At 47.6% G+C, this 14,453-nt stretch carries 11 protein-coding genes and 1 pseudogene; all 12 read right to left on the bottom strand.

Annotation, left to right across the window (positions count from 1 at the left end; translation table 11 throughout):
* Positions 1–4: 4 nt before the first annotated feature.
* The 12 genes and pseudogenes from ACBP55_RS14160 to ACBP55_RS14105 all read right to left on the bottom strand — a co-directional run bounded on the left by ACBP55_RS14160 (position 5) and on the right by ACBP55_RS14105 (position 14,436).
* Entirely contained in the window at positions 5–976 is a 972-nt protein-coding gene (locus ACBP55_RS14160) for an ABC transporter permease (RefSeq protein WP_464652433.1), read from the bottom strand.
* Complete coding sequence (locus tag ACBP55_RS14155) at positions 977–2,035, bottom strand: ABC transporter permease (RefSeq protein ID WP_464652431.1); 1,059 nt, start codon at positions 2,033–2,035, stop codon at positions 977–979.
* Positions 2,032–3,578 (bottom strand): annotated as a pseudogene (locus tag ACBP55_RS14150) (ABC transporter ATP-binding protein). The gene ACBP55_RS14155 and the pseudogene ACBP55_RS14150 overlap by 4 nt, the downstream one beginning before the upstream one ends.
* Before the next feature lie 26 nt (positions 3,579–3,604).
* The gene (locus ACBP55_RS14145; RefSeq protein WP_464652429.1) at positions 3,605–4,669 is read right to left on the bottom strand and encodes a BMP family lipoprotein; all 1,065 of its coding nucleotides are present in this window, start codon (positions 4,667–4,669) and stop codon (positions 3,605–3,607) included.
* A 20-nt stretch (positions 4,670–4,689) separates the two neighbouring features.
* A complete protein-coding gene (gene rbsK, locus ACBP55_RS14140) occupies positions 4,690–5,616 on the bottom strand; it encodes a ribokinase (RefSeq protein ID WP_464652428.1) in 927 nt (308 codons plus the stop codon).
* Positions 5,606–6,613 (bottom strand): LacI family DNA-binding transcriptional regulator, encoded by a 1,008-nt coding sequence (locus tag ACBP55_RS14135; RefSeq protein WP_464652426.1) that lies wholly within the window; start codon positions 6,611–6,613, stop codon positions 5,606–5,608. Before ACBP55_RS14135 ends, rbsK begins: the two co-directional genes overlap by 11 nt.
* 710 nt (positions 6,614–7,323) lie before the next feature.
* On the bottom strand, positions 7,324–8,421 hold the full coding sequence (locus tag ACBP55_RS14130; protein ID WP_464652424.1) for an SGNH/GDSL hydrolase family protein: 1,098 nt from the start codon (positions 8,419–8,421) through the stop codon (positions 7,324–7,326).
* Positions 8,422–8,721: 300 nt separating this feature from the next.
* A complete protein-coding gene (locus ACBP55_RS14125; RefSeq protein ID WP_464652422.1) occupies positions 8,722–9,552 on the bottom strand; it encodes an amidohydrolase family protein in 831 nt (276 codons plus the stop codon).
* Between the two features lie 3 nt (positions 9,553–9,555).
* Entirely contained in the window at positions 9,556–11,430 is a 1,875-nt protein-coding gene (locus tag ACBP55_RS14120) for an ADP-ribosylglycohydrolase family protein (protein ID WP_464652420.1), read from the bottom strand.
* Between the two features lie 624 nt (positions 11,431–12,054).
* Complete coding sequence (locus tag ACBP55_RS14115) at positions 12,055–12,204, bottom strand: hypothetical protein (protein WP_464652418.1); 150 nt, start codon at positions 12,202–12,204, stop codon at positions 12,055–12,057.
* Positions 12,205–12,259: 55 nt separating this feature from the next.
* Positions 12,260–14,140 (bottom strand): hypothetical protein, encoded by a 1,881-nt coding sequence (locus ACBP55_RS14110; RefSeq protein WP_464652417.1) that lies wholly within the window; start codon positions 14,138–14,140, stop codon positions 12,260–12,262.
* The gene (locus tag ACBP55_RS14105) at positions 14,035–14,436 is read right to left on the bottom strand and encodes a hypothetical protein (RefSeq protein ID WP_464652415.1); all 402 of its coding nucleotides are present in this window, start codon (positions 14,434–14,436) and stop codon (positions 14,035–14,037) included. The genes ACBP55_RS14110 and ACBP55_RS14105 overlap by 106 nt, the downstream gene beginning before the upstream one ends.
* Positions 14,437–14,453 lie beyond the last annotated feature (17 nt).

The following is a 14,453-nucleotide window of genomic DNA, read 5'->3' as shown; positions in this document are numbered from 1 at the left end:
TTTCTTAAGCCGCAGCGATTTTCACTGCGCCTTCGGCTTGCGCCCTCAGCGCATCGTTCAGCTTTTTCTTCTTGCGAATAGCAAAGAATACAAGTGCTGCAATGGTTACAAGATAAGGAATCATTTGGATAAATTGACTCGGAACTTTACTGCCCGGAATCGTTTGGACAACGGTGGCGATCGCGCTAGCTAAACCGAAGATCAGCGAGCCGAACAAGATGCCAACTGGATTGCGGTTTCCGAGTAAAACGACGGCAAGTGCCAGGAAGCCTGTGCCTGCAGTCATATCTTTAACGAACATACTCGTCATGCCCATCGATAAGTAAGCGCCAGCTAAACCCGTAAACAATCCGCTCCAAGCAAGCGCTGAATATTGAATGCGATTGACAGAAATACCGAGCGATTTGGCAGCCTGCGGAGCTTCACCAACGGAACGTAGGTGAACACCGTAGGGTGTTTTGTACAGAATGAATACACATAACAATACAGATAAGAAAGCGATCCAGGTCATGAGACTATGCCCGCTAAGCAGCTTATTCAAGAAAGGAATCGTATCAATAAACGGAATTCGAACAACCGGTATATTGTGTAATCCAGTAGGTGAGTAGTTGCCTGTCACTCCGAAAATTTTGTTCATAAGGAAAATCGTCAAGCCCGAACCCAAAATATTCACGGCAAAGCCGGTAATGATCATATCTACTTTCAGTTTGAGTGAGAAGAACCCCATCCCGTAACAAATGAGCATGGAAGAAGCGACTCCTGCAACCAAACCGAGAATCCAACTGTCCGTTACAGATCCAACGGCAATGGCGCTAAACGCTGAGATTAGCATCAAACCTTCCAAACCGATATTGATGACGCCTGCGACATCGGCGATAAGCCCGCCCAAAGCCGATAGCAGAATCGGTGTTGTGAATCTGAGCAGTACAACAAACAGAGATAAGTCGATAATTTGACCCCAAAGAGCTGATAGCATCTAGTTCACCGCCTTTTGCCGCAGGACGAATTTTTGTTTCAAATAAGCAAAGATCGCTTGCGAAGAAACGAACAAGACCAACATAACTTGAATAATAATGGCCAGTTCACGCGGCATATCGCTCCCAACTTGCATGGATGCAGCACCCACTTGAAGGTAAGCATAGAACAAACTAACAGCCACTACGCCAATCGGATGATTTCTTGCGAGCAGAGCAATGATAATCCCATCAAAACCTAATCCAGACGAGAAATTATCTTTATATGTGCCGTGTACTCCCAGAATTTCAACAATCCCAGCGAGTCCAGCAAGCGCTCCGCTAATCATCACGCTTACAATCACAACACGTTTCGTTGAGATACCGCCGTAATCGGCGAATCGGCTGTTTTTTCCTACTAAGCGCAGCTCATACCCCGATCTCGTTTTGTACATAAAGAGATACACGACAGCAGCTGCCAGCAGTGCGATGATCACACCATAGTGTGCCGGGAAACCTGCGAATATTTTACCCAACTTTGCACCTGCATCCACATAATGCATGCGAGCAAAGCCTCCGCTAGTTGGATCTTTGAATACGTTGTTGACCAAGTATGAGGTGGTCAAAATTGCGACGAAGTTCATCATCAACGTGGTGACAATCTCATTCGCATTCCATTTTGTCTTGAGCCAGCCTGGGATCGCGCCATAAAGTGCTCCTCCAACCATTGCACATATGAGAACCATGGGAAGCAAAATCCAAGCCGGTAATCCGTGCACATAAACAGCGACTAGAGAACCTACGAATGCCCCAACATACAGCTGACCTTCTGCCCCCATGCTGAATACGCCACTTTGAAAGACAACAGATAGCGCCAATCCCGTCAAAATCAGAGGAACGGCTTTATTCAAAATGGTGCCGATATTGAACGCTCCTGAAAGCGGACCGCCTAGAAAAGAACTGATCGCCTCAATCGGATGTTGGCTGGAGAACAAGATCACGATGAATCCGCAAAGGATCGCCATGACAGCTGCGGCAATGATACCTGTGATTTCCAAATAGATAGCTTGTCTTGTATTCATTGGAGCGCCTCTTTCCTTTCTTGATTCTTGATCCCCAGCATGTAATAGCCGAGTTCCTCTTCTGTCAGCCCGTCATGATTATCAAGAACGGCCACTATTTTCCCATTGTACATAACGGCAATGCGGTCGCTTAAGCCCATGACTTCCGATAATTCAGCAGAAACGAGCAGTACGGCTGCGCCCCCATCCCGTCTTTTGATAATCTCACGATGGATAGATTCGATGGCTCCGATATCGACACCACGGGTCGGCTGCGATGCAATCAGAAGCTTCGGATTTTTCGAAATCTCCCGGGCGATCACCACTTTTTGCAAGTTCCCCCGGATAAAGCTCCAGCCATCACGTCTTCGTTTTGAGCGCGCACGTCATAAACATCCATCATTACTTTTGCAAATTCCTTGATTTTCTTTTTATTCAGAAATGGTCCCCGTCGAAATTCAGGATTCCGGTAATGGTCAAGAATTAAATTTTCGGCAATCGTCGAGGTTAAACTCGCTCCTGTCGTTTGCCGGTCTTCCGGTACGTGCCCGATTTTCATCGCGCGGATTTGTGCGACGCTTTTTCCGATCAGTTCCTCACCCAAATAGTTGATTGCACCTGACGTTGCTTTTCGCATACCTGTGATCGCTTCGACCAGCTCCGTTTGTCCGTTTCCTTCTACCCCTGCGATTCCTACAACCTCGCCAGCCCGAATCTCGAGCGAAATACCCCGAAGCGCCGGTGATCCCTTGTCATCAGAAGCGAACAGATTCTTAGTTGACAATACGATTTCTTTCGGTTCGGAAGGCTGCTTTTCGACGCGGAACAAGACTTCCCTGCCAACCATGAGTCTCGAAATTTCTTCTGGATTCGTTTCTTTGGTGAGCAGTGTCGTGATCGTTTTCCCTGCCTTAAGCACCGTAACACGATTGGATATTTCCATCACTTCACGCAGTTTATGCGTAATGAAAATGATCGTATATCCTTGTCGCACCAGCGTTTGGATCGATTCAAACAGTTCATCGGTTTCCTGCGGTGTTAAGACAGCCGTAGGTTCATCAAGAATAATGAGGCGTGCGCCGCGATACAGCACCTTGATAATTTCCACACGTTGTTTTTGCCCAACGGATATCGTTTCAACCGTCGCACGAGGATCAACCTTCAATTTGAATGTTTCAATCAATTTCTCAATTTCGGAAAGCTCCTTAGCACGATCTCGTACGAGGGAGAAAAGCCCTTTGACGGGCTCCTCGCCAAGCACGATGTTTTCAGAAACCGTGAGCGAGGGGACAAGCATGAAATGTTGATGCACCATGCCCATCCCTTGCTTTATCGCATCTTTCGGTCCTTGGAAGCGAAGCGGTTGGCCTTTATACAGGATGGAACCGCTAGTCGGTGCCTCAAGTCCGAACAATATTTTCATGAGCGTCGATTTGCCAGCTCCATTCTCGCCGACTAACGCGTGAATCTCGCCCTCATGTATCGTCAAATCCACACCACGGTTCGCCTTCGTACCATTGGGGTAAGTTTTATGGATGTCTTTCATCTCCAGCAAAATCGCCATGGATACGTTTCCCCCTCGTTACCGGCTTATTTCAAAGTGGTTTGAACTTTGATTTCGCCTTTGTTTAACTTCTGCTCGATGTCCGTGATCTTATCTTGTATAGCTTTAGGAACATGTTTGCTGTACAATTCGTCTTTTGCCAAGCCTACGCCGCCTTCTTTAATACCTAAAACTTCATTCTTCCCAAATCCTAGTCTATCTTGACTGAACAAAGTCAATGCACGTAGAACTGAGTTGTCAATAGCTTTCACCATGGAAGTTAACACACTGCCCGGATACAGACCGTTTTGGTTGGAGTCTACACCGATCGAATATTTTCCTAAAGAATTACCCGCTTCCAGAAGGCCAAGTCCAGCTCCCCCGGCTACGTTGAAAGCGATATCTACTTTTTGCGAATTATACTGAGCTAGTGCAAGTTCTTTACCTTTGGGAGCGTTTGCAAAGTCACCAACATAGGAAGCGACAACCGTAATTGCAGGATCCACGTATTTCGCGCCTTGCTCATAGCCTGCTTTAAAGTCATTAATAATCGGAATGTCCATACCGCCGATAAAGCCAATCACTTTTTCTGGATTTGCACCTTTCAGTTCCGTGCTTGTCGTAACCAATGCGGCAAATGCTCCTGCCATGAAGGAACCTTCATTTTGCGAGTAAGTCATGGAGTACACATTCGGAAGTCCTGTAATTGCTTCATCGAAGAAAATAAACTTCTGTTTCTCGTAACGCTTCGCCACATCTTTGATGATGTCCGTCATTTGGCTTGTCCCAAGGACGATCACATCATATTTCCCACTGGAAGCGAGTGATTCTAGTCCTGAAGGCCAGTCAGCTTGGTTCGTGCCGCCTTCAACGGTTTTCACTGTCATGCCGAGTGTTTCACCAGCTTGTTTCACGCCTCTTTGTGCAGAGTCGAAAAATCCTTTATCACCAAGCGTTCCGTTCACGAAGTAGACAGCATTGATTTTCTTGCCCGCAGCAGGTGTACCTGCTGCTCCTGGCGTGCTTGTCGATGTGCTCGACTTCCCGCAACCTGCTAAGAACACCAATACGGACAATAACAATAATGCAGTGATTCCTAATCTTTTTCTCATAGCTTAAATCCCCCTTAGGATTATCTTATTGGTTGGTTAAGTGTTTTTAAATCTTCCTGGGTTGGCATGCCGGCTTGTGCGCCGAGCTTTGTTACAGACATCGCAGACACCTTACAGGCGAAAGCTACCGCCTCTTTCAACTCATTGCCCGCAGCCAGCGCATAGGCTAGTCCGCCGTTGTAGGCGTCACCTGCTCCAGTCGTATCAACAACAGGAACACGGTAAGCCGGAACTTTCACTAGTGTTTCTCCTTTGTGCAGAAAGGCAGAGCCTTCCTCGCCAAGCGTCGTTATGACACAGCTTGGTCCCATCTCAAGCAACGCTTCCATAGCTGCCTGCAGCTGATCGCCAGAAGCATCGATGCCTGTGATCGTCGCCAGCTCTAAGCGGTTCGGCGTTATATAGTCCACGCAGTTCAGCATGGCCTCCGGCAGCTTACGCGCAGGTGCTGGATTCAAAATAACGGTCTTGCCTAGCTTCTTCGCTAACTGGCAAACGGCCGAAGCCGTTTCAAGCGGAATTTCCAATTGCACGAGCACAATATCATGCTCCGCGATGACTTGCTCCACGGCTTGAATATGTTCTGGCAAACAGCTAGCGTTTGCCCCCGGAACGACTACAATCTGGTTGTCCGATTCGGCCAGCATGATGGAGGCGATACCCGTCGGGGTTCCCGCGATCCGAATGACGTGATCTGTGGAAATCGCATCCTGCTGAAGCGATTCAATGAGCGATTGTCCGAACATATCGTCTCCCACGGAGCCGATCATCGTCGTCTGACCGCCTAACCTCGCAGCAGCTACGGCCTGATTCGCGCCTTTACCGCCTGGTATAAAGTGGACATGCTCGCCTGTCAGTGTTTCTCCAACACGCGGAAATCGAGATGTTTCCACTACAATGTCCATATTCAAGCTCCCGATGACCACAATACGGGGTTTATTCATCATTTCTTTTCCTTTCTGTAGAACCTCTAGTTATGAGCGTCACATCAAACAGATGTGTCTGCTCTTCTTGGATGTCGCCTTCGATCTTTTTGATCAGTAGTCTTGTAGATAGCATGCCCATATCGTAAATAGGTTGGGCAACCGTTGTAATTTCCGGTTCGACGATGAGTGTTAAATCGATGCCGTCAAACCCGACCAACGCTACTTGATCCGGTACGCGCAGCCCCAAACGTTGAAGCTTCTTCAGCGCCCCGACAGCCATTGTGTCGTTGCCGGCGAAAATACCGTCGATATCCGGATGACGCTGCATCAAATTCTCTACGGCGGCCATCCCGCCATCTACGCGGAAGTAGCCGGGCTCTACCAGACTCGGCGAGTACCAAGGAAGATGCTTCACGGATTGTTCGTATCCCATGAACCGTTCTCTTCCCGTCACCGTCTCTTGCGGACCATAAATGTGGGCAATCTTCTTGCAGCCCACATCCATCAGATGCTGCACAGCCATCTGAGCTCCTTCCAAATGCTTCGAGCTCACGATGGAGCAGGAAGCATCTCGCGGCGCTCTGTCGAGCATGACAAGCGGAATCTTTTCACTTTTTAGCGCTTCTACATCATCAGAGCGAAGGTTGTAAGAGGCGAACAAAATGCCATCCACATAACGCTGCTTCAGTACCTTAATGTACGTTTGCTCCTTGTCCGCCTGATTATCCGAGTTACACAAGATAACCGTGTACCCATACATCCTTGCCACATCTTCAACAGCTCTGGCCAGTTCAGCAAAGAATGGATTCGTAATATCGGGAAAGATAAGAGCGATCGTCCCTGTTTTCCTTCCCGCCAGCCCTCTCGCTATCGCGTTAGGCTCATACTGCAGCGTCTTAATCGCTTGCTCCACTCTTAGCTTGGTATCTTCGTTAACATACCCATTTTTGTTGAGAAAACGGGAAATAGTTGCTACCGAAACCCCAGCCAATTTCGCGACATCTCTAATCGTTGCCACTTGTTACATCCCACTCCTAATGATGCGAGCAACCTAATTCGCAAACCAATTTAAACCAAGTAGGGAAACGGTTACACATATCCGATATTTTCCTATTTCTCTATTATTATCAGTAATTGCTTAGAAAATTATCACCGGAACTCTTGATGTATGAAACAATGTGTAACCGGTTACATGTTTTCTGTTTTTATTATATCTTCATTTTTAAAAAAGTGTCAAGAAAAAAATAGCTTGGATGGAATATCCCTTAGAGTTGCAAAGCAAACTAGGCATAAGACGTATATGTTAAACATTCACTTGCTAGTTTGTGTAATGTTGTATTTTTTACAACTTTTGGCAAGCTAAATTTAGTTTTCTCGGCATATGTTGCAAAAAATACAACAATTTCAGCCAAAAGTAGCTCTGCAGCAGAGATAGAGCCTAAATTGTTGTACAGCTTACAACAATCCGAGCTTTTCAAGAAGAAATCAAGAAAATTGTTGCACGTTGTACTACATTCTCTCCTAATTCCACATCCCAAAGAGCTGAAATCAATTCAAAGAAATATAAAGTCACTTACTAAAACATTAAGCTACTATCCAAAATCCCACCCAGTCAGCAATATCCATAGATACTAGTTAAATAAGGGTAAGCTTCGTGTTATCCCTAACACCCAAGAATTGCAAGCAATATAAAAAAAAGAACCTCGCGAGTAACATCGCAAGGCTTTATTACTTCAATATCCCGATCAGTCCCAAGTGAAAATTCGTCCCCTTGCATTCCGGGCGGTTTCCATGAACAACCTCCAATTCGATATGGTGAGTTCCCTCCATCAGCTCGTCAGCAATCCAGTAGATTTGAAACCATCCTCCATCTCCGCACCAATCCGGCCTTTCCCGGCAGGTAATGACGGCGTCCGCTCCATCCAGCCGATAGCTGAACTCCGCAGACTTCTTACCGAAATCGAATGCTAATGCTAGCCCCTTTCCTACAAATGAGAAAGAGAGCTTTGCCCCAATGGCCGATGTACTCAGTATCCGATCCACCCTAGGCATAACAGCAGTCGATCGTCTTATCGTCCAAGGTCCTTCCAACTGTACATCTTCATAAGGCAGCAGTTGTACGTTCTCCCAGTGACTTGAATTGAGCGGAGCCTGAAGTGGCTTCTCCTTATCTACTCTTTCTAGGCTTGGTACCGTTATCCGTTCTTCTTCCAAAAAGGAGATCACACTCTGACCGTAGCTTAAGCTGCCTCGGTTGGAAGGATGAAGGCCGTCCGGCAACCATTCGTCCCAGGTCATCCGCCCTTTCTTTACTTCGTTCCATGCATGCAGTCCCATCCAAACCGAACTGATTCCGTAATGTTCTGCCAATTGTTCAAATTCTAGGATCGAAGCAGGTACCTCGCTGCGGGTCATCGCATCGTACATGTCTTGGCAATACGTGTAAACGATCACGAGATTGCTTCGTCCCTCCGCCAAGAGCTTGCGGATCAACCCTTCTCTCGCCCGCATTCTCCTCTCAGAAGGAGTCCCATTGTCATTCACCGCAAATTCGATAAAAACCAGATCACACGCACGATCAATCAAATCGCGGTCTGCCCGGAACACAGCAAGGTCGCTTCCCGTTGCGCCGATAGCTGCATTTTCTACCGCTATGCGAGCATGCGGGAACGATTCAACGAACCAACGCGTGACGGGTTCGGGCCAATTGTGCGCAGCTCTCCCATCCTCCGTAATGGACCCTCCGATAAAACCTATCGTCAATTTCCCTTGCTCGAGTTTATTCCATACCTTTGACAAGCAGTTTCGATGTTGGTTAATGTCCATTCCTCTCACCTTTCTCTCTCTCAATATCGTCAAATCGCCCCTTCCCTTTGCTCTTGGAAATAAGTCGTTTTTTACATACATTCCTTCGTAGATAAAGTTTAATGAACCATCTGGTTTGAAACAATGAACCTTGCTACATTTATTTGAAAAATTCTACGATTTTTTTGAATCTAAACTTTGATTTATGTCGAATAAAACTACTAATTAACGCCTTTTTATGCGATATCTGTATGTGGCGGATTCAATAAATGTAAAAGAGCACCTGCGGTCATTGAAGACCACAAGAGCTCTATATAATGCCTACAATAATTGATAAAATCGCGCTGCATTACCTCCGAAGATAGCTGAATGATCCTCCCTAGACAGGTTGGAGGGCAGCGCGTTCAGCAAAGCCAAATAGACCTCATCATAGCTGCAAGTAGTTAGACATACTGGCCAATCGCTGCCAAACATCACCCGATCTATGCCAAACACTTCGATGACATGATGCACATAAGGAGCCAGATCCATCCAGTTCCAAGCTTGCTGATCGGCTTCTGTTACTAGCCCTGACAGCTTACACATGACATTAGGGAATGCAGCCAGTTCAGCCATTTCCGACTTCCAGGGTTCCAAGATGCGACCAGCAATAAAAGGCTTTGCCGCATGATCGACCACTGCCCGAAGCGTCGGAAGGCTTCGAAGCGCCTCCAATATATAAGGATGATGCCGTGGTCTAAGCTGCAAATCAAGCGGAAAATCATCCTTGACCAGTTGCTCCATATTTTGCATGACTTGCGGTCGAAGAATCCATGAATCCGGCAGATCCTGAAGCATTGGACGAAAGCCAACAAACCCTTTATACCCTCGAAACTTAGCATATTGCTCGCTAAATTGCGGTGAATCCAGATCTAGCCAACCGACCACTCCAGCTATACTTTCATACTCATCATATAAAGAGAGCAAGAATTGCGTTTCCTCCAGCGTCGGCGCGGCTTGCACGACAATCGTGCGTTCGAATTGATATCGACGAAGTGAATCCTGCAGCTGCTCCGGCATATAATCCGCATATAAAATACCCTGCTCAGGAGTCAACCAGCCATAGTCTCCGCGTTCCGTCTTCCAATAATGCTGATGCGCGTCAATTCTCATAGGTCACCCAAACAAAATATCGGTAAAATAATAGTACGGACCAGGTATTGTTGTGTTAAGAAGTGCCACTGGTAAGACATAAACTTCTAGAGGACAACCATTTCTTATAGCCTCTACTTCAATGTCATAGCTTCCTGCAGCTAGTGTTATTTCAATCCTTTGTTCTTCCGGAGCCCGATGATAAGCTGGCATGAATTCCAACGAATCTTTACATTCAATGACGATTTGACCGTTTAGTTTCAATACGATAGGTCCTCTTGCGGCCGCAATAAGACGAATCTTTCGCTCTATCGGGTTGAAGAGCTTCGTTTGAGCGCGGTATAATCCATCGTCATCGCTACCGAGTTCCTTCTTCCAATCCAATTGATTGCCTGAGAAATATACTTCCTTCCCTTCGCTGCTGTTCGGTCCCCAAATCATCCACTTTGAAGCGTTAACCAACGAAAAAGGAACCTTCTGAGCAGCCCATACGGATTGGTCGTGAAATCTCGTCCAAACGAATGCAAGATCATAACTAGACTTAGCGATCGTGGAAGCTCGGATTTCTGTATGCCATTCGATCGATTCATTAGGTTGTAGGCTCACTTCAAGTGAATTCGGCATCTCCCAGTCCTCGGGCAATTCTAACGCAATATTGCCAACAATTGATGTTAACGAACGGTTGGTGAACGTGATATGCAGCTTCTTCTTCTGATTCACTCCGATGGCTGGACCTTCCTGACCAAAATCGATCTCAAGCTCAGCATCCGGACTGTTATGAGTTCCTTGCGGCAGCAAGTAGTGATTAGCCGTTACCTTCCTCGTCCAAAGCTCCATTATTTTCTCTTCCGTTTCGTTCGTTTCTACGGGTTGGTTCAAGGTTGTCGGAAGGTCAGGATGCACCAGTATGTCCGTATCCCAAGCTGCAAGAATTTGTTTGCCCATGCGAATGGTACGTCGTGTTAATTCATCCAAATCCTTGGGTGCTGGAAATCCTTTAATTGGCGGACTAACGACAACCCGATCGCCGACAGGCTTCACCCATTTATCCGGCAAACCTTCTGGACCGAGCAGCATGCCTAATATAGCGCCCAGTGTAGCAGCTGTACAATCGGTATCATAACCGCAATTGACCGCTTTTAAAATCGCATCCTCGAAATCCTCGCCATATAACCAGCCAAGGATCGTAAAAGCAATATTTTGCGGGGCATCCGTAAAGTTATCGTTGCCATGATGCTCCAGAATGAGCGAACGCGCTTCGAGCCAATCCTTCCCTTCCTTATGCCAGTGGAGCAGATCTTTCAATGCATTGGCGGTGCGGCAATTTTCAGGTATATAGGTCATGCCGATCTGAATCAAGCGATCCCGATCCTTTTCATAGAAAATAGCGCTCTCTAGGGCGGCAAAAAACATTTCTCCGTACACCCCTTCTCCGCCGGCATGATCCACAATAGCGTCCTGATATGCATAATGTGCTGCTGTACTAGGCGATCCAGGAGTCACCATGGCCCAGATTTCGGAACGAATGGGTGAACCCATACACTCTTTGAACGGATTGTTGAATGATCCAGCAACGGGTGCAAGAAGACCTCTTCTCAAATTCGTAAGCGCGTAACCATACTCATCAAATGGGAAAAAGATATGCTCCAACCACTCCTGCCCAAGCTCTCGCGCAGTCAATCCCGGACCGTATTGCTCCAAAGCATGCAGCCACACCAATTGTAAGTCCAAATCATCGTTCTCCAAAGGACCGTCCGGCAGCTCCGGATAAAAGGTCAACTCTAGCAGCTCCTTAACGCCCTCTACCGGTGCACCAAGTGTCCCCCCTATATTTTTCCCAAGCCATCCCCCATATACGATGCGATAGTAATCTTGTTCATTCAGAATTCGGATACTCATGATGAAACCTCCCGTAAGTTGTTATTGTGTTCATAACTTCATCATAAGACCGGTTTCTTAAAGGAGCCATGTCCATCGTTATGTTTTCAAAAGAATAAATATTAGCGGATGTCATGGAACGTCGATCAGCTATTTGGACAAAAAACCCCCGGAATCATGCGGGAGTAACTATAATGAAAGCCTCCTCAAGCATGAGAAGCTTTTTTTCATAATAATTTCTATGCTGGGCTAGGGGATAATTGCAGCACATATAAGCAAACAGCAGCTGAGAGCTCCTTTTCAGACGTCTCGCGCCACTTCCGCTCCATTCGAGCCTCCGAGACAGCCTTTTCTGCTTTCTCAGGACGCAAACACGCTAACACCCCTTCTCTCAGCAGCTGAGAGATCCTTTTCAGACGTCTCGCGCCACTTCAAATCCATTCAAGCCTCCGAGACAGCCTTTTCTGCTTTCTCAGGACGCAAACACGCTAACTCGCCTTCTCTCAGCAGCTGAGAGGTCCTTTTCAGACGTCTCGCGCCAAACTCAAAACAAATAAATTCTATCGTGCAAAAAAAGGCACTTCGCTAATAAGCGAAATGCCTTCTGTTACATGCAATACTGCCGAAACACCAAGCTGCTGGGTTTCAAACGTCTTTCTTATCAACGTCCATCTCTCCATTAAGCTGCTTGGCATAATCGCGCATCAAATCAAAATCCGGATTGCAGATTTCCTCCTGCATGCAGGCTTCATCTACATCCTGCGTATTCAAAAGATTCCTATTCTCGTTGTCCATCCTACTCTCTCCTTCCTTCTTGAGAGTAGGTTTTCCATTCTTATACAATTTATCCCTATTCGAAAATGACCGTAACGAGGGTCCCCTCCGGCACGCCGGGATAGCGGATCAGAAGCGTTCGAGTTCCGGGTTCCCAGCTTCGATCTATAACTTCAAGACCATCCGCGATGATAAGATCGGGTTCCTCTGTTAGTTGGAGCCTAGTACTAACGGTTACGCCAGCAGGCGCCTCGGAGACGAACTGGAGCTTCCCATTTACGACGGTTTCCTCGTCGCGGATTCGCGATGAACTGACGATGACGGCTGAAGTCAGATCAGAAGCTGCCTCAAAGTCAAATAGCAGGCTGCCCTTGCCAGGTTCAACAACCGGATTGCTCACAATAGCAAGTCTGGCATCGAAAAGGTCGATATAGCTGCCATGAACAGTGACAGCCTCATCCGTAAGCGACTCCGTCATGACGCGTGTCGCGACATAGGGGCCTCGGCGGATTTGAAGGTAATGCTTTTCACGCAATGGCTCCTCTTCTCCGAGCATGGCTAGTGCACGCTTTACACTTTCGCGGACCCAATTCGCGCCTTCTTCGGTTTCGACCAGTCGGGCTGGATGTACGCGGTGGACAATAACACCGCCTTGACCTACCCGGTACTCCCCATCCTCAGGGCGGCGTCCGATCCCAATCGCCTCGAAGAGGTGATCATCTGGCCGCTCGTAGGCTTTGGCACCTCGGTTCCACCATTCCTTGACACTGTGGTACGGGTCACTGCCATCTCCTACGTAGATCAAGCAGCCTCCATCTCGTATCCACTGCGACAGCACTTGATGAAGACCGGCATGTTCCGGCTTCATAAATTCATAACTAAGCAGCAGCACCCGATAATCATCCAAATACCCCGGGAAATGAAGCAAATTATCCAGCTGCACCGGGCGAAGCGGTATGCCATGTTTAACAAGCGGCAGCGCCAGCCCATAGAAGGCTGACCAATTCAGCATCTCTTCGTGATGCTCGGAAGGGAGAATTAGCGAACTGATGGTGCCGTCGTAACGAAAGTCAGCCTCATCTGACTGCAACTCAATGTCTCCCCGTTGGAACATCGCTGAGTTGGCTAGTAGGAGACCTATGCCATCCGTTTGTTCATCGGAAATAATTTCCTCATGGCGGTGCATATCACGAAGTACATGCATGACGGTCATCAGCTCGGTCGCGTAATCGGGCGGGATCATTTCTTTTCCCTTGCCGTCTTCCTTCGGGTAGGCAACCTCGAACACTCTTCGCGGCCAAGGGCATATCTCGTAATTGTTTACATAAGGATGAAGCAGAGAAGCCACGACTGTATCTTCATAATTGACTTTATAGTCCGACCACGTGTAATTCGGATTATCTTCAATTGGATCATGCAGAAACCACATATCACGGCCTGTACCGCGAACGAGCTCTTGCATGACGCCGTATTCAAGGAATGCCGTTTCGAACGTTCGCTCCTCACGGATGCCTTTGTACACATTGCGCGTACGCGCAGTCCCCGTCCATACTTGAGCAATAAACCCATCGCAAGCTGGCATGTTAACGAGCAGCGCTTCCGGACTCACAATCCGCCACTGCGTGTAATTGATCAAACTATGCGTCGGCACATAAAACCGGATCGCACGCCCATAATGGACTTCCGCATATTCCTTCATCTGCGCACATAAGCGATCTAGCGTACGATAGTACAAATACGCCTTTAACTTGGACGCTCGGTATTGCGCGTCTGGCGACTCATGAGGCGGTATCCACGGCTCCTGATAGAAGATGCGCCATTCCCGCTTGAAGGCTTCCGAATATCCGCCGGCTACCCAAAACTCCGGCTCTTCCAGATGAATGGCTTCGGCCCCACTATCAATTGCCCGCTTAATACCGGCAGCAAGGTACTCGCTGAAGGAAATCGTCGGGACCATATAAGGCACGTCTTTGCCGTGCAGCAGCCGGTCACCGGCGCGATTGGTCTGACTTCGTCCCAATGATCACGGCCATCATACTTTCCGTACAAATAGATTTGGTATTCTCCCCATGACACTCCTGTCATCAAGTGGATGATATAGCCCCGTTCTTTCCACCCCGCGATTCGTTCCTCCAAGTCGTCCGAGATGCCATAAACCATGACAAAGTCGCTGCGCAAATCGTACTTTGCCCCATACGGCCGCGATTCTTGGAAACCCGTCCATTCCTTCCTATCCGATACCGGTCTTGACAAAGGTAATCCCTCCTCTA

It is taken from the genome of Paenibacillus sp. WG02 (assembly GCF_055396115.1).
The sequence above is the reverse complement of the archived record's forward strand: the minus strand, read 5'-3'. Positions and strand labels throughout refer to the sequence as shown.